The sequence below is a fragment of the Planococcus chinensis genome (assembly GCF_042681545.1).
Classification (GTDB): Bacteria; Bacillota; Bacilli; order Bacillales_A; family Planococcaceae; genus Planococcus; species Planococcus chinensis.
Genome location: NZ_JBHUFW010000025.1, coordinates 75,162 through 94,698 on the forward strand (window position 1 = coordinate 75,162; position 19,537 = coordinate 94,698).

Consider the following 19,537-nt stretch of genomic DNA (forward strand, 5'->3'; position numbering starts at 1 on the left):
TCCGCCATTTGGCCGGGCTGGGGCTTTTTTCAATTCCTCCGGTGAATTGAAGGAACCGAAGCCCATTGTAGCGAACCGTATAAACAACCACTAAAAAAAGAGGTGCTTGGATGTATTTGGACCATATTGTACATTTTATTGAAGAAGAACCTGAAAAAGCGGTAGAAGTGTGGAAGAGACACGGTTTCCATGCCGCAAAAGGCGGACAGCATTTGAATTGGGGAACCCATAATGCGCTGCTTTATTTCAAGGACAGCTACATCGAATGGCTTGCTGTCGAAAAAATGGAGGTGGCAGAAGAGGCGGACCATCCGCTGACGCAGCTGCTGCTGCATGACCGCAAGGGATTCGGCACCATTTGTCTGCGGACGGAAGACATTGCGCAGCTGGAGGAGCGGCTGAAAGGGCAAGGGATTGAAACCACCGGCGTGTTGGACGCGGAGCGGAAAACGGAATCGGGCGGTCTGATCAAATGGAAGATGCTGTTTCTAAAAGAAGCGGTCTCGGACAATCTGCCGTCCCCGTTCTTTATCGAATGGAATGAAAGCGACAGCGAACGCTATGAAGGGCTGAGAAAAAGAGGTGCCATTTTGCCGGACAATGAAAAACAAGCGATTGAACGCTGTATCTTCGGAGTCCATGATCCGGCTGCAAGTGCAGAAAAATGGCGCTCTTTGATCGGTTCGCTGGAGCTGCCGAATTGCCGGTTTGAATTCCGGAAGACGGAGCGGAAACGGGGGCGCCTTGAAGAAGTGGTCTTGGCTCGCGGGACGCAGGAAGTCTCTTTTGAAGAAGGGGTTTATTGTATTCCGCCTAACGGGAATATATGATAGTACAAGGAATCAAACGGAATTGCCGGAAGAAGAGTGCAAACTCTTCTTTTTGCCGTATGGCCAAAGAGGTCCAATGGCATTGAAGGAGGAAAACAAATGGATGTATTGATAGAGAAAGCGATCATTGTAGGGGTTCAGCTGCAACAAGATCTGCATTTTGAATATGAAATGGAAGAACTGCGCAATTTGGCGGAAGCCTGCGAAGTTGAGGTAGTGGGCGAAATCAGCCAGAATCTTGACCGGATCCATCCCGCAACGTATGTCGGCAAAGGCAAGGTCGAAGAAATCAAAGCGTTCTACGAAGAAGCGGAAGCGAACTTGGTCATCTTCAATGATGAATTGTCGCCTTCACAGATCCGCAACTTGGAAGAAGACCTGGAATGCAAAGTCATTGACCGGACGATGCTCATCCTGGATATATTCTCCCGCCGCGCCCGAACGCGCGAAGCACAGGTGCAAGTTGAGCTTGCCCAGCTGCAGTATATGCTGCCGAGGCTTGTCGGCCTTCGGGCTTCACTTGGCCGGCAGGGGGGAAGCAGCGGCGGCGGATTCTCCAACCGTGGTGCCGGGGAAACGAAACTGGAGCTCGACCGCCGGAAAATCGAAGACCAGCTGTCCAAACTCCATAAAGAATTGGAGCACATCCGTGCCCAGCGCGAAACCCAGCGCAAGCAGCGCACAAAAACCGGTACGCCGGTCGTGTCGCTGGTCGGCTATACCAACGCCGGAAAATCGACGATCATGAACGGCCTGCTGACGAAAACCGGCCAGCATGAAGAAAAGCAAGTATTTGAAAAAGATATGCTGTTTGCGACACTTGATACGTCTGTGCGACAAATCCGCTTGGAGGACAACAAGCATTTCCTGCTTTCCGACACGGTCGGTTTTGTCAGCAAGCTACCGCATCATTTGGTGAAGGCGTTCCGTTCCACGCTGGAAGAAGCGCGGAACTCGGACCTGCTGCTCCATGTTGTTGATGTATCCAATGAAGAATACCGGCACATGATCGACGTCACCAATACGACGCTCCTTGAAGTAGGCGTTGAAAATGTCCCGACGCTGTTCGTCTACAACAAAGCGGACCTGGCAGGCATCCCGTATCCGAAAGTCGGCCGCAATGAGTTGTGGATCTCGGCGAAAGAAGGGAAGGGCTTGGGTGAACTGCTGGAGATGATCAAAGGAAGCATCTTCTCGGGCCATGTCACGTGCCGCATGCTCGTTCCATTCGAGCGCGGGGACGTCGTGGCGTACTTGAACGATTCCGCAACCATTCTGGAAACCGAGTATGAAGAAGAAGGCACCATGCTGAAAGTCGAGCTCGGCAAAGTGGATTACGACCGCTTCGAGCAATTCGTAATCGGAAAATGATAAAAACAGAAAGCCGCGTCCTGCATGGACGCGGCTTTCTGTTTATTTATTTCTGCTGAAGGGCTTTTATTGCCATTACTGTTGGAACTGGATGCGGTGCAGGTTGGCGAAGATGCCGTCCTGTTCGAGCAGTTCGGCGTAGCCGCCCTGTTCTGCGATGCCGTCTTCTGTGACGACGATGACCCGATCGGCGTCGCGGATAGTGGCGAGCCGGTGGGCGATGATAAGCGTTGTGCGGTTTTCGGCAAGTTCGCCCAGGGCTTCCTGGATCACGCGCTCCGTTTCCGTATCAAGCGCCGATGTCGCTTCATCAAGAATCAGGATCGGCGGATTTTTCAGGAACATACGGGCGATGGCGAGCCGCTGCTTCTGGCCGCCTGACAGCTTAAGGCCGCGTTCGCCAATCTGCGTGTCATAGCCATGCGGCAGTTTGCTCACGAAATCTTCCAAATGTGCTTTCTTCGCTGCTGCCAAAATTTCTTCTTCACTGGCATCCCGTCTGCCGTACGCGATATTCTCGCGGATGGTGCCGGTGAACAGGAACACATCCTGCTGGACGATCCCGATGTGCGAGCGCAATGAATGCTTCGTCATGTCGCGGATGTCGATGCCGTCAATGGCGATTCTGCCGGATTGGATATCGTAGAACCGAGGAATCAGCGAGCAGATGGTCGTCTTGCCAGCGCCGGATGGCCCGACAAAAGCCACCGTTTCACCGGATTTCACTTCCAGGTCGATGCCTTTCAGGACCGTTTTGTACTGGTCATAGCCGAAGTGGACGTCTTCGAACGTGATATTGCCTTTCAATCCGGATACTTCAATGGCGTCCGGGCGGTCCAGGATTTCCGGCGCTTGGTCCATCAAGTCCTGGAACCGGCTGAAGCCGGCCATACCTTTCGGGTAAAGCTCCAATAGCGCGCTGATTTTGTCGATCGGCTTGATCAATACATTCAGAAACAGCACAAAGCTGACCAGTTCCCCGTATGACAATTCGTTTTGATAGTTCAGCCATGCCCCGTAGACAAGGACGATGAGCGTCAAGAGGCGCGTCATCATATAGATGCTCGAATGGGTCGCGGCCATGACTTTATAAGCGACAAGTTTTGCGAGGCGGAACCGGCCGTTGTCATTTTTGAAGCGGCTGATTTCATATTCTTCGTTTGTGAAGGACTGGACGACGCGGGAGCCGGAGACGCTGTCTTCCACGCGGCCGTTGACGTCGGCGATTTTCCCATACATGCTGCTCCACGCGCTGTTCATCTTGATGTTGCAGTACGTGATGAGCCAGATGAGGAACGGGATGACGACGAGCGTAACGAGCGCCAATTTCGGGTTGATCCAGAACATGATGCCGAATGCCCCGAAAAACGTCATGATGGCGATAAAGGCGTCTTCCGGCCCGTGGTGGGCGAGTTCGCCGATGTCGAATAGATCATTCGTGATGCGGCTCATGACGTGCCCGGTTTTGATGTTGTCGAAAAAGCGGAACGACTGGCGCTGCACATGCGTGAACAATTCCTCCCGCATGTCTGTTTCGATATTGATCCCCAATTTATGCCCCAGGTAACTGACGATAAACTGCAAGAATGTGCTGAGCACAAAGACGGCAAGCAGCAGGATGCTGACGGTTACAATGGTGTTCCATTCGCCGCTCGGCAGCAGATCGTCAATGAACCATTGCACAGCGACCGGGAACGCAAGTTCAAGGATGGCTACGATCACCGCACTGGAAAAGTCGATGATGAAGAGGCGTTTATGCGGTTTGTAATAACTGAAAAACTGTTTTAATCTCACTGAAAGTCACCTCATGAAGTTGTATGCTAAGGAAAAGTATAATCGAAAGCAGCTCAATAAACGAATATAAGTTTCTAGAATCGAAATATTTCATGCGAAATTATGGAAGAGTAGCACAGGTCTTTAATTAGGGGCACATCTTCTAGAGAGCGCGTATTACCAATTTCCAAATGTGGCAAACTTTTTACAACTGAGAAAAACGAAGGTTTAAATGAAAATAATTCTCATTTAGGTGTTGATAGTTCTTCCCCGAGTGCTATACTAAGAAATGTACCGCGCTGATAATGATTATCATTGTTAGTTGGTTTTCAGATTTTATTGTTGAAAGATGAGGGGCAGTAATGAAAAAACGTGTTTTAATTCCCATACTGATCATACTGTCATTCGTCTCGTTATTCGTCGGAGTCAGCAACATCAGTCCAATCGATTTGCTTGATTTCCAGTCGGAAGAAACCCAGATATTCCTGATCAGCCGCCTGCCAAGGCTGGTCGCCATATTGCTGGCGGGAGCAGGGATGAGCATGGCAGGGCTCATCATGCAACAGCTCAGCCGCAATAAATTCGTTTCTCCGACAACGGCAGGCACGCTCGACGCCACACGGCTCGGGATTCTCGTGTCGATGCTCTTGTTCGCAAACGCATCGATGCTTGAGAAGATGACCGTGGCGTTCGCTTTCGCACTTGCCGGGACGTTCCTGTTCATGCAAATTCTCAACCGCATCAAATTCAAGGATGCGATTTTCATCCCGCTTGTCGGGCTGATGTTCGGAAATATCCTTTCATCCATCACAACGTTTTTTGCCTACCGGGCGGATGTCATTCAGAACATGTCCGCATGGCTGCAAGGCGACTTCTCGATGATCATGAAAGGCAGCTACGAACTTCTCTATATCAGCGTGCCGGTATTCATCGTCGCCTACATCTATGCCAACCGCTTTACGGTCGCGGGCATGGGGGAGGATTTCTCCAAAAACCTCGGGCTGAAATACCGCAGCATCGTCAATATCGGGCTGACGCTTGTCGCTTTGATTACGGCGACTGTCGTGTTGACCGTGGGCATGATTCCGTTTCTCGGGCTCATCATCCCGAACATCGTCTCGATCTTCAAAGGGGACCATCTGCAAAAGACATTGCCGCACACGGCGATGCTTGGAGCGATCTTCTTGCTGCTCTGCGATATTTTAGGAAGAGTCTTGATTTACCCGTATGAAATCTCCATCAGTTTGATGGTCGGCGTCATCGGAAGCTTCATTTTCCTCTTCTTGCTGTTTAGGAGGAAAGCGTATGCGTGATTTACATAAGATGCTTATCCTTATTGTCTTGGCGCTGGCTGCATGCGGCATTTACTTGTTCCAGGATTTGAACGGCAGCTTTGACTATGCGTTGCCGCGGCGCGGGGTGAAGGTGTTCGCCATGGTCCTCACCGGAGTGGCGATTGCCTACGCGACGGTCGTTTTCCAGACCATCACCCATAACCGGATTTTGACGCCGAGCATTATGGGCCTCGACTCGCTGTATATGCTGCTCCAAACCTTGCTGATTTTCTTCCTCGGTTCGGATCACATCACCATTCTCAACAAGCAAGTGAATTTCATGCTGTCAATTGGCGTCATGGTCATCTTCGCCTTGCTGTTCTACCGGCTGCTCTTCAAAGGGGACAACCAGCCGATTTACTTTCTGTTGCTGATCGGCATCATTTTCGGGACGTTTTTCTCCAGTATTTCGACGTTCCTGCAAGTGCTGATCGATCCGAACGAATTTCTGGTCGTCCAGGACCGGATGTTTGCCAGCTTCAACAACGTCAATGCTGATCTGGTGTGGACATCACTGGTAATCATTGCGCTATTGATCGCGTTCGCCTGGCGCCACAATGCCTCGATGGATGTCCTGTCTTTGGGGCGGGACACAGCAGTCAACCTCGGCGTCAATTACGACTCCCTGGTCAAAGGCATGCTTGTGCTGTCGGCGGTATTGATTGCCATTGCAACGGCACTGGTTGGGCCGATCACCTTCTTTGGCCTGATCGTCGCCAACTTGTCCTATCAATTCTTCAAATCATACAAGCATTCGGTGATCCTTACTGGTGCAATTGTCATCAGCGTCATTGCCCTGGTCGGCGGACAGTGGGTAGTCGAACGGATCTTCACGTTCAACACCACGCTGAGCGTCATCATCAACTTCATCGGTGGAGTTTACTTCATCTATCTGCTATTAAAGGAGAGTCGGTCTAAATGATCCAAGTCCGTGAATTGACAAAGCTGTATGGAAAAAAACAAGTGGTGGAAAATGTCTCCGTCGATATCCGGCGCGGGCAGATCACTTCTTTTATCGGGCCGAACGGAGCCGGGAAATCTACGCTGCTGTCCATGGTCAGCCGGCTTTTGGATGCGGATACCGGAGAGGTGCTCATCGATTCGACAAACACGAAAAAACTGAAGTCGAATGAATTCTCGAAACGGGTGTCGATCCTGAAGCAGTCCAACTACATGAATGTCCGGTTGACGATTCGCGAACTTGTTTCTTTCGGCCGCTTCCCGTATTCAAAAGGGCGCCTGAATGACGAAGATGAAAAAATGGTCGACCAGGCGATCGGCTATATGGATTTAAAAGAAATGGAAGATATGTATTTGGACGAATTATCCGGCGGCCAGCGCCAGCGCGCCTTTATCGCGATGGTCATCGCGCAGGACACTGATTATGTGCTTCTGGATGAACCTTTGAACAACCTGGACATGAAGCATTCAGTCCAGATCATGAAAATCCTCCGCCGATTGGTGGACGAGCTCGGCAAGACCGTGGTGATCGTGCTGCATGACATCAACTTTGCATCGGTTTATTCCGACCGCATCGTGGCCTTGAAAAATGGCCGTGTCGTTAAAGACGGAACCACAGAAGAAATTATTCAAAGCGATGCTTTAAAGGAAATCTACGATATGGATATACCAATCCAACAGATGAACGATTGTCGGATCTGCGTTTATTTTAATTCTTAAGGAAAGCAGAAACGGCCGTTGGAGCCAGGACAAGAAACAAAGAGCTGGAAAATAATACGCTAAAAATTTTGAATAGAGGAGCCCGGACAAAATGAAAAAATGGTTATTGATCGCATTCGCATTGATGATGGCTGCAGTTCTTGCAGCGTGTGGAGCAGAAGAAGCAGCGGATACCGCTTCTGCTGAAACAGAAAAGAAAGAAGAAATGACGGTTACACATGAGTTGGGTGAGACAACTTTCGAGAAAAATCCGAAAAAAGTTGTGGTCTTCGATTACGGCGTTCTTGATTCAATGGACAAATTAGGGATTGAAGCTGTAGCAGGTGTTCCGCAGGAATCCCTTCCAGGCTACCTTGAAAAATACGCAGACACGGAAAAATACGAAAATGTCGGCACGTTGAAAGAAGCGGATTTTGAAGCGATCCATGCATTGGACCCGGACCTGATCATCATCTCCGGCCGCCAGGCGGATATGTATGAAGAGTACGACGCGATCGCACCGACGATTCACATGGCAGTCGATACGGACAATTACATGGAATCGTTCAAAGGCAACATGACAACACTAGGGGAAATCTTCGGCATGGAAGATGCGGTCAAAGAAGAACTGGCTGCAGTAGAAGCGCAGATTGACGAAGTGAAAGCGAAAGTCAGCGAAAGCGATGCAAAAGCGCTGATCGTATTGGCGAATGAAGGCAAAGTAAGTGCTTATGGTGCAGCTTCGCGTTTCGGCATCATCCATGACGTCTTCGGCGTAAAACAAGCTGACGAAGGCATTGAAGTTTCTACGCACGGACAGAGCATTTCGTTCGAATACATCCTCGAGAAGAACCCGGACATGATATTCGTCGTTGACCGCAATGCGGCAGTAGGGGCCGATGCAAGCGCCAAAGATTCACTCGAAAACGAATTGGTGCAAAAAACAAACGCCTATAAAGACGGCAAAATCATCTACCTCGACCCGGATTACTGGTACCTGTCAGGTGGCGGACTCGAGTCGGTCAGCCAAATGGTGACGGATATCGAATCGGCATTTGAATAAAAGACAGGCTACTCAGCGGGAAGTTTCCCGCTGAGTTTTCATTTTATATAGAAGGAAGAGGAGGCAATTGCATGTTTGTCCAAATGAAAAGAATTGTCGTTAAAGAAGGATTTTCGGAGCTGGTGCTGAACCGTTTCTCGGGAGAAGGGAAGCTGGAGAAACAGCCGGGCTATATCGACCGGACCGTATTGAAGAAAAACGTCCGGCGCGGCGATGAAGAAGTGATCGTCTATGTCCGCTGGGAATCCGAAGCGGATTGGAAGAACTGGGAAAAGCATCCCGACCACATCGCCGGCCATAAGGCGAACCTCGGGAAACCGAAACCTGATCACGTCATCGAATCCTCCCAGAACACTTACCATGTGCACGCGGTAAGATAAGAAAAAAATGGCTGCAGTTCTCCGCAATAAAAAAGCATGGCCCTGGTCGGCCATGCTTTGGTTTGTAGACAAAGTCTAACTTAAATAAGTAGAGATGTATTAGCCCGACCGTTCTGGCCACTTCGCTTTCGGTGGTCTCGGCTTCAGCCGCTTCCCTTGCTCCTGCGATTACTCGTCGCAAACTGAAAAAACATTCGCTACGCTCAGTCCAGGGTCTTCAGCTCGAGTCGCTTCGCTGCTCCCACAGGAGTCTCGTGGCCAGCACGGTCGGGAGCGTCAATTGTATCTAATCGAAGAGGCGGGAGAAATAGATCCAACGTTACCTCGCTAAGTACAAGCCACTGGCTTCAAGATCCGCAACGGAAGGCGGCGAGCAAGTTGGCCGAAGGGAGTTCGGCCGACTTGTTTGCGACGGAGCAGCGAAGCGATGCAACGCCCTTTCATGTCTCGAAGCTAGCGCAGCGATGCAGAGACAGGAGCACCGGTTTTGCCTGCGGGATAGCGAAGTGTCGAAATCCACTCGGACGCCAGTCAATGCTTGACCGAAGCTTGTGAGGGCAAGCATTTGCGACGAGCTTGCGCAGGAGCACAGGCGCTTAGTTAGTTCGGCGCGAGCCCGTGGAACGCGTCCGCCTGAAGTGGAGGATTCGATACAGCTTCTTCTAAAAGTATGTTCATCCTTTAAGTGAAATTAATTTTCTTTTATCTACAAGCTCAAGCATGGCCCTTATCCGGCCATGCTTTTTTGTATGGAATTTCAAAGTTTAGTGGGCGCCGGCTTCTCGCCTATTTTATTCAGCCGAGTGGCAAAGGATTCGGCGGAAGGGGCGGACCCGCGCAGGACGTCCTGCATAGCGTACGCTTGTGAGCCGTGCTCCGAGAAGTCCAGGCCGCTTTCTTCTTCTTCGGCGGACACGCGGATCGGCGAAAGGGCATTGACTGCCAGGACCACAAGTCCGGCTGAAATGGAAGTCCAGGCGATGACGGCCAGAACGCCCACGGTCTGGATGCCGAGGATTTCAGAGCCGCCGCCGTATAACAAGCCACCCGTTGTGTCGAAGAAGCCAAGCGCCATGGTGCCCCAGATGCCGGCGACGCCGTGGACAGCGATTGCGCCGACGGGATCGTCCACACGAATTTTCGCGTCAAGCAAGTGGACGGCTTCGGTCATGATGATGCCTGCGAGAAGGCCGATGGCCATGGCGCCGAGGAAGGAAACGTTCGCCGCTCCGGCAGTGATGCCCACCAATCCGGCAAGCGCTCCGTTCATTGTCAACGACGGGTCGATTCGGCCGTAGCGCAAACGGGTATAAAGAGCAGTGGAGATGACCGCTGCCGATGCAGCGAGCAGAGTGTTCACAATGACAGGCGGCACAAGTTCAGGGTCTGCGGCCAGCGTGCTGCCGCCGTTGAAACCGAACCAGCCGAGCCATAGGATGAAGACGCCCAATGCGCCGAGCGGCAGGTTATGGCCAGGGATCGAGTTGACGATGGTGCCGCTGTATTTGCCAAGGCGCGGACCTAGTTTCCAGGCGGTGATGAAAGCTGCCGTTGCACCGGTCAAATGGACAACTGTGGAACCGGCAAAGTCGATAAAGCCGATTTGGGAAAGCCAGCCGCCTCCCCATACCCAGTGTCCGACAATCGGGTAAATGACGGCGGTCATAGCGACCGTCAGCATGATATAAGAAGACAATTTCATCCGTTCGGCAACTGCGCCGGAGATGATGGTGGCGCAAGTGGCGGCGAATACCGCCTGGAAAACGAAGAAGCCGATGTCTTCACGGCCGGCAAGCGCAAAGCCATCCGTGCCGATCAATCCGAAAGCGGACGTGCCGAACATCAACGCGAATCCGACAAAGAAATACAGAATCGAGCCTAAGCCGACGGTGATCAGGTTTTTCATTAAAATATTCAAGGTGTTTTTAGAGCGGGTAAATCCGGTTTCGAGCATTGCGAATCCGGCATGCATGAAAAAGACCAAAATCGTTCCGAGCATCACCCATAACATATCAACTGAACTTTGAACTGCTTCCATCCGATCTCCTCCTTAACCGACGGCGATTGCGCCGCGTTCTTTTGTTCTGATGCGAATTGCTTCTTCAACGGGAAGGATGAAGATCTTGCCGTCCCCGACTTCTCCAGTGGCGGCGTATTCCAGCAAGGCTTCGACAATGTCTTCGACTTTGGAATCATCCACGACCATTTCCAATTTCAATTTCGGGGAGAATTCCATGGTATAAGCATTGCCCCGAAACAAGCCGGTGCGCCCTTCCTGTTTGCCGATGCCGGCGATTTCCGTGACGGTCAGACCGTCAATTCCTTCAAGTGCCAAAGCTTGGCGGACTTCGGCGAAGACCGAGGGACGGATGATGGTTTCAATCTTTTTCATGTTCTCTCCTCCTTGATGTTAGGTTTGTTAACATATTAATCAATATTTTCAGACAATGCAAGCTTTATTTTTAAACAATGTTAGAAAACATGACATAACGAATATGATAAACTGAAAAAGAGGTGATGGCATGTATAAAATATCGGACGATTTGATTCAATTGGGTATGGAAAGGATCAAGGATTTTCCTGTGGAAGGGTTTGTGCCGGGCAGTGGGCCTGACAGCCCTGCACTGATGCTTGTAGGGGAAGCGCCGGGGGAAAATGAAGTGGAAACGCGCATTCCGTTTACGGGGAGGGCCGGAAAGGAATTGATGGCGTCGCTCTCCAGTGTTGGCCTTGCCCGTGAAGATGTCTATATCACAAGTGCCGTCCGCAGCCGGCCTTATAAATGGGGGAGCAAAAAAGAACGCGACGGATCCCAGAGCGAACGGAAGTACAACCGGGCACCCACGAAAAAAGAAATTATTGCCCATGCTCCCATCCTTGATGCAGAAATCCGGGACATCGATCCGCCGCTGATTGTTACGCTCGGCAATGTCGGGCTGCAGCGGCTCGTTGGGCCCGAGGCCAAGGTGACGCAATTGCACGGCGTGCTGATGGAGACGCCGATTTTGAAATGGGATGAAGAAAATCAGCGGTTTGAAAAAACTGAGCAGACTTACCATATACTTCCGACATTCCATCCTGCGAGCGTATTTTACAACCCGCCAGTGCGCACTTTGAAAGAGGACGACTGGCGTAAGATCGGCGCCTTATTGAAGTTTAAGAAATGAAAGAATAATGGGAAACCTTTCCGTGTTGAAAAATGTTGCGCTAAGGAAACTTTTAGCGTACAATAGCATTAATCATTGGAACGGAAGGGCGTCGGATCTATGGATAATACAGTACTTTTTGCGCTTGGGCTGACTTTGTTCGCCGGTCTGGCGACGGGGATCGGAAGCTTGCTCGCATTTTTCGCATCCCGCACTAATACAAAATTTCTTTCAGTCTCGCTTGGTTTTTCGGCCGGTGTCATGATCTATGTCTCGATGATCGAGATTTTTGTGAAAGCCAAAGTTTCACTGGTCGGGGCGCATGGCGACTCGCTGGGCTATTGGATGACCATTCTTGCGTTTTTTGGCGGCATGGTCTTCATGGCTGTGCTGGACCGGATTTTGCCACAACTGGGGAATCCGCATGAAGTGCGGACAATTGAAGACATGGACGACGGGCCGAGCAATGCGGAATATGCACGGCTCCGGAAAATGGGCATCTTTACCGCACTCGCTATCGGCATCCATAACTTTCCGGAAGGGATTGCGACATTCATGTCGGCAATCCAGGATCCGGCCCTCGGAATCGCTATTGCGATAGCAGTGGCAATCCACAATATTCCGGAAGGGATTGCGGTGTCGGTGCCGATCTATTATGCGACAGGAAGCCGCCGGAAAGCATTCCAATACAGCTTTCTGTCCGGTATTTCCGAACCGATCGGGGCGATTGCGGCTTGGCTGATTTTAATGCCATTCCTCAGCGACACGCTGTTCGGCCTCATTTTTGCCGGAGTGGCGGGCCTAATGGTCTTCATCTCGCTCGATGAGCTGCTGCCGGCAGCGAAGCGCTACGATGAAGCCCATCTATCGATTTATGGCCTGATTGCCGGCATGGCGGTCATGGCAATCAGTTTGGTTCTCATTGCATAAAAGAAAAGTGTCAGCCTCTTTGTTCCTGGGTATGGGAACAAAGAGGCTTTTTACATGCGCAAAATCAACGAGTTCGTTTCGATTGATTATTCAGAAAAATGGAACTTCAACAGCTGTCTTGTCACACAGGCGGGCGCGGCGTATAGTAAATGTGTAAAGACACTAGATTACATGTGTAAAGACAAGGAGGATTATAATGGCTACAGTATCGGTGAAGAATTCCACCGGGATTTCACGCAATAAATTACTCGGGGTCGCAGGGTTAGGCTGGCTTTTTGACGCAATGGATGTCGGCATTTTGTCTTTTGTCATCGCTGCACTGAAAGTGGACTGGAATCTAACAGTCCAGCAGATGGGATGGATCGGCAGCGTCAACTCGATCGGGATGGCAGTCGGGGCATTTGTCTTCGGGATTTATGCCGACCGCGTAGGAAGAAAGAAAATATTTATCATCACGCTCTTATTATTCTCGATTGCAAGCGGGGTTTCGGCCTTTGCCACAACGCTCGCTGCATTTATGATCCTGCGCTTTTTCGTCGGCATGGGACTTGGCGGAGAATTGCCGGTTGCGTCGACGCTTGTCTCAGAAAGTGTTCCGGCAAAAGAGCGCGGACGCGTCGTTGTGCTTTTGGAAAGCTTCTGGGCCGCCGGCTGGCTGCTCGCTGCCATCATTTCCTATTTCATCATTCCTGAATTCGGATGGCGGGTCGCGTTGATCATTACGGCATTGCCGGCGCTTTATGCATTGTACTTGCGCATCAATTTGCCGGACTCGCCGCAGTTTTCGGCGAAGAAGAATGTCCTGCGTTCGGTCTCGACGAACGTTAAGGAAGTATGGTCCAAGAAATACCTGCGTCCGACACTGATGCTCTGGATCGTCTGGTTCACCGTGGTCTTTTCGTATTACGGCATGTTCCTGTGGCTGCCGAGCGTCATGGTGCTCAAAGGCTTTACCTTGATCCAAAGCTTCAAATACGTTTTGATCATGACGCTTGCGCAATTGCCGGGCTATTTCTCGGCGGCCTGGCTCATCGAACGGGCAGGGCGCAAGTTTGTGCTGGTCACTTACTTGCTTGGAACCGCAGCAAGTGCGTTGGTATTCGGCAATGCGGAAACGGTCGGCATGCTGATCGGGGCCGGGATTTTCCTGTCGTTCTTTAATCTCGGTGCATGGGGTGCGCTTTATGCGTATTCTCCCGAGCAGTATCCGACAGTCATTCGCGGCACCGGCACCGGAATGGCCGCGTCGTTCGGGCGCATCGGCGGCATCTTGGGTCCGCTTTTGGTCGGCACGATGCTTGCGGCTGACTATGGAGTAGGCTGGATTTTCGCGATATTCTGCGGCGCTATCGTCATTGGCGCGTTGGCGGTTGCCTTCCTCGGAATCGAGACCAAACAAATGGAATTGGAATAAAAAGGCAGCTCTGACCGATCTGGTCAGAGCTGTTTTTGTCGTATAGAGGACACTCTCCAGATTCCACGGGGCTGAAAACGGACGGTGGGCAATTTAATAGAAAATCAGGCAGGAGATTTCCCAGATTTAGCTAATACATATTAGTTAGAGAGATTAATTGGAAGCAGGTGGGAACATGGAATGGAAAGTTTATGCGGATCCGCTAGCGTACGGAGAGCAAGTGGAGCGTTTATTATATGAACGGGAAGATGAGTACAGCCTTTTTTTAGGGATTCTTGAACAAATCAAAGCGGAGCGCTACGAGGAATATTTTTTGGCTATCGCTTTTGAAGGGGATGAAGTGGCGGCAGCTTGCCTGATGACGCCGCCGCATCCGCTGCAGCTGATCGTTTTCAAGGAAACGGCAGGAATCGAGGCGCAGGTGGCAGAGCGGTTGATGAATGGGGGAATCGTGGTTGATGCGATTGTCGGAGACCGCGGCACAGCCCGCCGGTTTGCGGAGGCGTGGACGGCAAAAATGGGGGGCAGCTACCATGTGCTGATGGACCAGGGGCTTTACCGGGCGGATGCCGTCAACCGCAAACTGGAAAAAAGCCCGGGAACTTGGCGAGTCGCCAGCAAAAAAGATGCACCGCTTCTTGAAGAGTGGCTGCTTTTGTTCGAACAGGAAACCGGCATTGCTTCTTCAACGCCTGCCCAAGCGGCGCATCGGATCGATTCGTTTATTGAAGGCAAGGAAGTCTATGTCTGGGAAGTGGACGGAGAAGTGGTGGCCTGCATGAAAAAATCGCGGCCTTCCAAGCGCGGCATTACGGTTTCGTTTGTCTATACACCCGAAAAGCATCGCCGAAAAGGCTATGCCCGGACGCTCGTTGCTGAAGTGACCGAAGAACTGCTCCAGGAATATGATTTTGCCATGCTGTACACCGATTTGAAAAATCCGACTTCCAATAAAATCTACACCGAAATCGGCTATAGCCAAATAGCCAATCCGGTACACTTGGCGCTGGATGAAGTGCAGCCTGAATAATGTGATATACTGGGGACATCAAACTGAAGGGAAGATGGGCGGCCGATGAAGTTTTAATCCTTTTTCTGCGAAACAAAAAAAGTTCGCGTTAGTGAAATTGGATTCGTCTGCCCATTTTTAGAAAAGCTGCAAACATACAGGCTGCTGGCGGTTCCCGGTAAGGGAAGGCCTGCGGCAATTTTGCGGCAGTTCCAACACGGCCCGGCTTTTCAGCCGGCTCGTCGGGCATGCGAATTCTTCCGAAAATCATTCGGAGGAATTTTTTTATTTCTCCGGCAAGGGGGAATGGCAATGGCCATCATAGGGAATTTGAATAAACTGGAAATCGGCTACAGCGGCGAAACGATTTTGGAAGGCGTGCAGGCTGAAATTCATGCCGGTGAACGGATCGGCATCGTCGGGGCGAACGGGACCGGGAAATCATCGCTGCTCAATGCCATTGCGCGCGGCGATTCGGCCGTCCAATGGAGCGGGCGGCGTCCGGCGATCGCCTATCTGGAACAGGAAGTGCGAGCGGTTTTCGGGGAGGTGCGGACTGCCGAAAGCGCTGTGCTGGAAACCAAATGGAACGTGCCGGAAGGACGGGATGCGCTGAGCGGCGGAGAAGCGATTAAAATGCGGCTTGCCAAAACCTTTGCGGAAGGGGCCGAGGTGCTCCTGCTCGATGAACCGACGAACCATCTTGATGCCGGGAGTGTGGAGATCATCACGGAACAAATAAAAAACTGCCGCGGGACGCTCCTCATCGTCTCGCATGACCGCCACTTTCTTGACAGCGCGGCGACGCGCATCTGGGAACTCGAGGACAAAAAACTCACGGCTTATGAAGGGAATTACAGTGCATATCGCGAACAAAAAGAACATCGGCAATTGACGCAGAAGCGGAAGTACGACAAGCAGCAAGCGGAAATCGCCAAAGTCGAACAGCAGATTTCGGAATTGCAGTCCTGGTCTGGAAAAGCGCATGCTGAATCGACAAAACAGGACGGATTCAAGGAATTCTACCGTTCCAAGGCCAAGCGCATGGATGTGCAGATCGGAAGCAAGCGCAACCGGCTCGGAAAAGAGCTCCAAAAAGAAAGGGTCAGCCAGCCGAAGGAAGAAGCGGATGTGAAATTCGGCATCGGCGGCGCAGCCAAAAAAGGCAAGCGTGTCTTGGACGTGAAGGGGGCGGGGAAAAGCTACGGCAGCCGGGTTCTGTTCGAGGATGTTTCGTTTACGGTGCAGCAAGGAGAGCGGATCGGGTTGGCCGGCAAAAACGGCAGCGGGAAATCCGCCTTGTTCCGGATGCTGATGGGAGCGGAGAATTACACGGGTGAGATTTGGGTGACAAGCGGCATGAAGATCGGATACCTGAGCCAGGATGTCTTTGATTTGCCGGAAGGAAAAACGCCTGCGGAAATGTTCGGTTCGGGCAGTTACGCGCAGGACGGACGGACCCGCACCTTGATGGACAATCTGGGGTTTGAAAAGCGGCACTGGATGGAGCTGGTTGGGCACATGAGCATGGGGGAGCGGGTTAAATTGAAGCTGATGGAGTTCATGCTTCATGACTGCAATGTCCTGCTGTTGGACGAACCGACCAATCACTTGGACCTGCCTTCAAGGGAAGGGTTGGAACGGACGCTCGAATCGTTTCCGGGGACGCTGCTGTTCGCTTCCCATGACCGTTATTTCATGGAAAAGCTGGCCTGCAAAGTGCTGGTTTTCGAAGATGGAAAGGTCAAGAAATTCGAAGGCACCTACAAGGAGTGGGCGAGCCAGCCGCCGAACCAGCCTGGAGGGGATTTTTTGCAGCTGGATACCGAACGCCAAGCCGTTCTTGGCAAACTCAGTTTCCTCAAGCCTGGTGACAAGGTGTACGCGGAACTTGATCGCCGTTTCAACGAATTGACGGCGGCCATCAAAGCGCTGAAAAATCAGGAGTAGCGTGCCGGGGTTAAGGGTAAAGAAGAGAGCGAAACAAATGGAAAGGGGCGGATGCAGTGATTCGCTTTGACAATGTCACTAAACGTTTTCCGGACGGCACAGAAGCTTTGAAAGGCATTTCCTTGGCGTTTCCGGCGCATCAGCTCACAGCTATCATCGGGCCGAGCGGATGCGGGAAGACGACGTTGATGAAAATGATCAATAAACTTGAGAAACCGACCGAAGGCGAGATCTACATCGATGAAGAGCCGATCACCGGCTTGGAGGAAGTCAAACTGCGCCGTTCAATCGGCTATGTCATCCAGCGGATCGGGCTGATGCCGCACATGACTATTGCAGACAATGTGTCGATGGTGCCAAAGCTTCTCGGCTGGCCGAAAGACAAGACAGAGGCGCGGGCGCGGGAGTTGCTTTCGCTTGTCGGCCTTGAACCGGATACGTATTGGAGCCGCTATCCGCTTGAACTCAGCGGCGGCCAGCAGCAGCGGGTCGGCGTCGTGCGGGCGCTTGCCGGTGATCCGAACATCATCTTGATGGATGAACCGTTTTCAGCGCTTGACCCGATCAGCCGGGAGCAGCTGCAGGATGAATTGCGGAACCTGCAGCAGGAAATCCAGAAGACCATCGTTTTTGTAACGCATGACATGGACGAGGCACTGAAGATCGCTGATAGGATCATCGTTCTGCGTGCGGGACAGGTGGAGCAGATCGGCACGCCGCAGGAACTGGTGGCGGAGCCTGCCAATGATTTTGTCCGCGACTTTATCGGGACTGAACGGATCAACCGGCAGCGGGCGTTCGGCGAGAAGAAACTCAAAGAATTCGTATTCCAGTTTGATGCCGAGTGGAGCGGCGATGCCCAAAAGATCGATTCCTCTGCGAGCATTGAAGAAGCGGCAAGGCAGCTTGAAGCGAGCCCGCACAGCCGCCTTGCCATCACGGAAGGCGGGCATGTGGTGGCTTACGCCGCTGAGCGCGATTTGTTGAAGGCGGCCCTTCAAAAGGATAGGGGGACATCGAATTGAACAACTTCCTGAATACGTTGGCGGCCAGGCAGGAAATGATTCAGACTGCTTTCCTGGAACATATCTATTTATCATTTGTGGCGGTAGCGGTCGGTGTCGCAATTGCACTTCCGACAGGCATCCTCATTGCCCGCTACCGGAAATACGCAGAGCCGATCATCGGCGTGACCGCAGTATTTCAGACCATTCCAAGCTTGGCGCTGTTCGGCTTTTTGGTGCCGATTCTCGGCATCGGATCGCCGACGGCACTGATCGCCCTCATCATTTATGCGCTCCTTCCGATCCTGCGCAATACCTATACCGGAATCACTGGCGTGGACAGTTCCATCATCGAAGCCGGCAGAGGCATGGGAATGACGCGGACACAAATTCTGCGGCAGATTGAATTGCCGCTGGCGCTCCCATTTATCATGGCGGGCATCCGGACCGCGACCGTGCTGACGGTCGGCATCGCAACGCTGGCAACATTTGTCGGTGCGGGCGGCCTCGGGGATATCATCTACCGCGGGCTGCAGTCCTACAACAATTCGCTGGTCCTGGCCGGGGCACTGCCTGTCGCTTTGCTGGCCATCGGATTTGACCTGGTCCTGAAATGGATTGAAAAACGGGCGACGCCTAAAGGATTGAAACTTTAAAGGGGGAAGAAACATGAGAAAACCGGCAGCATTGATTTTATTGGCAGCTTCGGCTGTTTTGGCAGGATGCGGAGGGACGTCAGGTGAAAGTGAATCGGATCCGATCGTTATCGGAGGCAAGCCGTGGACGGAGCAGTACATCCTGCCGCATATCCTTGGGCAGTATATCGAAGCGAATTCCGATTATACGGTCGAGTACGAAGACGGCCTCGGGGAAGTGGCGATTCTGACGCCGGCGCTTGAAAAAGGCGATATCGATATGTATGTGGAATACACCGGAACAGGGTTGAAGGATGTCCTGAAAGAGCAGTCGGAGCCGGGCCAGTCGTCCGAGGAAGTGCTCGAGCGGGTACGGACCGGCTATGAAGAAACGCTGGGGGCAACGTGGCTGGAACCGCTCGGATTCGAGAATGGCTACACCCTCGCTTTCTCCAAAGACAGCGGCTTTGAGGCAGAGACCTATTCCGACCTGGCCGAACTCTCCAAGTCTGAAGACATGACGTTCGGTGCGCCGCACCCATTCTACGAACGACAAGGGGACGGCTATGACGATCTGGTGAAGACATATGGCTTCGAATTCTCGGCGACCGAGAGCTTTGATCCGGCCATCATGTATGAAGCGGTGAAAAACGGGGACGTGGATGTCATTCCGGCCTTTACGACCGACAGCCGAATCGATTTGTTCGATCTAGAGACGACCGAAGATGACAAATCGTTCTTCCCGAAATACGACGCTGCACCTGTCGTACGGATGGAGACGCTCGAAGAATATCCGGAGCTTGAAGAAGTGTTGAGCGGGTTGGCCGGGCAGATCAGCGAAGAAGAGATGCTGGCCATGAACGCCAAAGTCGACGTCGATCAGGAAGTGGCGAGCGATGTGGCCCGTGAATTTTTGGTAGAAAAGGGCTTGATAGAAGAATAAACCCCGAATCCCGCTGAACTGAGCCCCATTTTCTAGACAGTTTAATAAAAGCACCCTGCAGCTTACGCTGCGATCAGATGACTCCGGTATTGTGCC

At 52.0% G+C, this 19,537-nt stretch carries 18 protein-coding genes; 15 read left to right on the forward strand and 3 right to left on the reverse strand.

Features of this window, described 5'->3' with window-relative positions:
* The first annotated feature begins 110 nt into the window (after positions 1-110).
* Positions 111-830, forward strand: a complete 720-nt coding sequence (locus tag ACFSDB_RS18400) for a VOC family protein (RefSeq protein ID WP_204893301.1) — start codon at positions 111-113, stop codon at positions 828-830.
* A gap of 99 nt (positions 831-929) precedes the next feature.
* A complete protein-coding gene (gene hflX / locus ACFSDB_RS18405) occupies positions 930-2,201 on the forward strand; it encodes a GTPase HflX (RefSeq protein ID WP_204893300.1) in 1,272 nt (423 codons plus the stop codon).
* Between the two features lie 75 nt (positions 2,202-2,276).
* On the opposite strand, the gene ACFSDB_RS18410 is transcribed toward hflX, so the two are convergent.
* Positions 2,277-3,995, reverse strand: coding sequence for an ABC transporter ATP-binding protein (locus ACFSDB_RS18410; protein ID WP_204893299.1), 1,719 nt, complete (start codon positions 3,993-3,995; stop codon positions 2,277-2,279).
* Positions 3,996-4,336: 341 nt separating this feature from the next.
* On the opposite strand from ACFSDB_RS18410, the gene ACFSDB_RS18415 reads away from it, so the two are divergent.
* From ACFSDB_RS18415 to ACFSDB_RS18435, 5 genes are all read left to right on the forward strand, one after another.
* A complete protein-coding gene (locus ACFSDB_RS18415; RefSeq protein ID WP_204893298.1) occupies positions 4,337-5,287 on the forward strand; it encodes an ABC transporter permease in 951 nt (316 codons plus the stop codon).
* On the forward strand, positions 5,280-6,230 hold the full coding sequence (locus ACFSDB_RS18420) for an iron chelate uptake ABC transporter family permease subunit (protein ID WP_204893297.1): 951 nt from the start codon (positions 5,280-5,282) through the stop codon (positions 6,228-6,230). The genes ACFSDB_RS18415 and ACFSDB_RS18420 overlap by 8 nt, the downstream gene beginning before the upstream one ends.
* Positions 6,227-6,988, forward strand: coding sequence for an iron ABC transporter ATP-binding protein (locus tag ACFSDB_RS18425; RefSeq protein WP_204893296.1), 762 nt, complete (start codon positions 6,227-6,229; stop codon positions 6,986-6,988). The genes ACFSDB_RS18420 and ACFSDB_RS18425 overlap by 4 nt, the downstream gene beginning before the upstream one ends.
* A 91-nt stretch (positions 6,989-7,079) precedes the next feature.
* On the forward strand, positions 7,080-8,030 hold the full coding sequence (locus tag ACFSDB_RS18430; protein ID WP_204893295.1) for a siderophore ABC transporter substrate-binding protein: 951 nt from the start codon (positions 7,080-7,082) through the stop codon (positions 8,028-8,030).
* Positions 8,031-8,101: 71 nt separating this feature from the next.
* Positions 8,102-8,410 carry an antibiotic biosynthesis monooxygenase family protein gene (locus tag ACFSDB_RS18435; protein WP_204893294.1) on the forward strand — a complete coding sequence of 103 codons (309 nt, stop codon included), beginning with the start codon at positions 8,102-8,104 and terminating at the stop codon, positions 8,408-8,410.
* Positions 8,411-9,167: 757 nt separating this feature from the next.
* On the opposite strand, the gene ACFSDB_RS18440 is transcribed toward ACFSDB_RS18435, so the two are convergent.
* Together ACFSDB_RS18440 and ACFSDB_RS18445 are read right to left on the reverse strand one after the other, a co-directional pair.
* Positions 9,168-10,448 carry an ammonium transporter gene (locus ACFSDB_RS18440; RefSeq protein ID WP_204893293.1) on the reverse strand — a complete coding sequence of 427 codons (1,281 nt, stop codon included), beginning with the start codon at positions 10,446-10,448 and terminating at the stop codon, positions 9,168-9,170.
* A 12-nt stretch (positions 10,449-10,460) separates the two neighbouring features.
* On the reverse strand, positions 10,461-10,802 hold the full coding sequence (locus ACFSDB_RS18445; protein WP_204893292.1) for a P-II family nitrogen regulator: 342 nt from the start codon (positions 10,800-10,802) through the stop codon (positions 10,461-10,463).
* A 130-nt stretch (positions 10,803-10,932) separates the two neighbouring features.
* Here ACFSDB_RS18445 and ACFSDB_RS18450 point away from each other — a divergent pair, with 130 nt between their 5' ends.
* The 8 genes from ACFSDB_RS18450 to ACFSDB_RS18485 all read left to right on the forward strand — a co-directional run bounded on the left by ACFSDB_RS18450 (position 10,933) and on the right by ACFSDB_RS18485 (position 19,441).
* Complete coding sequence (locus ACFSDB_RS18450) at positions 10,933-11,577, forward strand: uracil-DNA glycosylase (RefSeq protein ID WP_204893291.1); 645 nt, start codon at positions 10,933-10,935, stop codon at positions 11,575-11,577.
* A gap of 99 nt (positions 11,578-11,676) precedes the next feature.
* Positions 11,677-12,486, forward strand: a complete 810-nt coding sequence (gene zupT / locus ACFSDB_RS18455) for a zinc transporter ZupT (RefSeq protein ID WP_204893290.1) — start codon at positions 11,677-11,679, stop codon at positions 12,484-12,486.
* A 196-nt stretch (positions 12,487-12,682) separates the two neighbouring features.
* Complete coding sequence (locus ACFSDB_RS18460) at positions 12,683-13,900, forward strand: MFS transporter (protein WP_204893289.1); 1,218 nt, start codon at positions 12,683-12,685, stop codon at positions 13,898-13,900.
* Between the two features lie 175 nt (positions 13,901-14,075).
* Complete coding sequence (locus ACFSDB_RS18465; RefSeq protein WP_204893288.1) at positions 14,076-14,930, forward strand: GNAT family N-acetyltransferase; 855 nt, start codon at positions 14,076-14,078, stop codon at positions 14,928-14,930.
* Positions 14,931-15,221: 291 nt separating this feature from the next.
* Positions 15,222-16,859, forward strand: coding sequence for a ribosomal protection-like ABC-F family protein (gene abc-f, locus ACFSDB_RS18470; RefSeq protein ID WP_204893287.1), 1,638 nt, complete (start codon positions 15,222-15,224; stop codon positions 16,857-16,859).
* Positions 16,860-16,915: 56 nt separating this feature from the next.
* On the forward strand, positions 16,916-17,884 hold the full coding sequence (locus ACFSDB_RS18475) for an ABC transporter ATP-binding protein (protein WP_204893286.1): 969 nt from the start codon (positions 16,916-16,918) through the stop codon (positions 17,882-17,884).
* On the forward strand, positions 17,881-18,519 hold the full coding sequence (locus ACFSDB_RS18480; protein ID WP_377340914.1) for an ABC transporter permease: 639 nt from the start codon (positions 17,881-17,883) through the stop codon (positions 18,517-18,519). Before ACFSDB_RS18475 ends, ACFSDB_RS18480 begins: the two co-directional genes overlap by 4 nt.
* A gap of 13 nt (positions 18,520-18,532) precedes the next feature.
* A complete protein-coding gene (locus tag ACFSDB_RS18485; protein ID WP_204893285.1) occupies positions 18,533-19,441 on the forward strand; it encodes a glycine betaine ABC transporter substrate-binding protein in 909 nt (302 codons plus the stop codon).
* The last annotated feature ends 96 nt before the right edge of the window (positions 19,442-19,537 follow it).

Coding starts and splice junctions, on each gene's coding strand:
- ACFSDB_RS18430 (WP_204893295.1), top strand. CDS start 7,080: ATGAAAAAATGGTTATTGATCGCATTCGCATTGATGATGGCTGCAGTT.
- ACFSDB_RS18450 (WP_204893291.1), top strand. CDS start 10,933: ATGTATAAAATATCGGACGATTTGATTCAATTGGGTATGGAAAGGATC.
- ACFSDB_RS18420 (WP_204893297.1), top strand. CDS start 5,280: ATGCGTGATTTACATAAGATGCTTATCCTTATTGTCTTGGCGCTGGCT.
- ACFSDB_RS18435 (WP_204893294.1), top strand. CDS start 8,102: ATGTTTGTCCAAATGAAAAGAATTGTCGTTAAAGAAGGATTTTCGGAG.
- ACFSDB_RS18440 (WP_204893293.1), bottom strand. CDS start 10,448: ATGGAAGCAGTTCAAAGTTCAGTTGATATGTTATGGGTGATGCTCGGA.
- zupT (WP_204893290.1), top strand. CDS start 11,677: ATGGATAATACAGTACTTTTTGCGCTTGGGCTGACTTTGTTCGCCGGT.
- ACFSDB_RS18400 (WP_204893301.1), top strand. CDS start 111: ATGTATTTGGACCATATTGTACATTTTATTGAAGAAGAACCTGAAAAA.
- ACFSDB_RS18485 (WP_204893285.1), top strand. CDS start 18,533: ATGAGAAAACCGGCAGCATTGATTTTATTGGCAGCTTCGGCTGTTTTG.
- ACFSDB_RS18460 (WP_204893289.1), top strand. CDS start 12,683: ATGGCTACAGTATCGGTGAAGAATTCCACCGGGATTTCACGCAATAAA.
- ACFSDB_RS18425 (WP_204893296.1), top strand. CDS start 6,227: ATGATCCAAGTCCGTGAATTGACAAAGCTGTATGGAAAAAAACAAGTG.
- ACFSDB_RS18445 (WP_204893292.1), bottom strand. CDS start 10,802: ATGAAAAAGATTGAAACCATCATCCGTCCCTCGGTCTTCGCCGAAGTC.
- hflX (WP_204893300.1), top strand. CDS start 930: ATGGATGTATTGATAGAGAAAGCGATCATTGTAGGGGTTCAGCTGCAA.
- abc-f (WP_204893287.1), top strand. CDS start 15,222: ATGGCCATCATAGGGAATTTGAATAAACTGGAAATCGGCTACAGCGGC.
- ACFSDB_RS18415 (WP_204893298.1), top strand. CDS start 4,337: ATGAAAAAACGTGTTTTAATTCCCATACTGATCATACTGTCATTCGTC.
- ACFSDB_RS18465 (WP_204893288.1), top strand. CDS start 14,076: ATGGAATGGAAAGTTTATGCGGATCCGCTAGCGTACGGAGAGCAAGTG.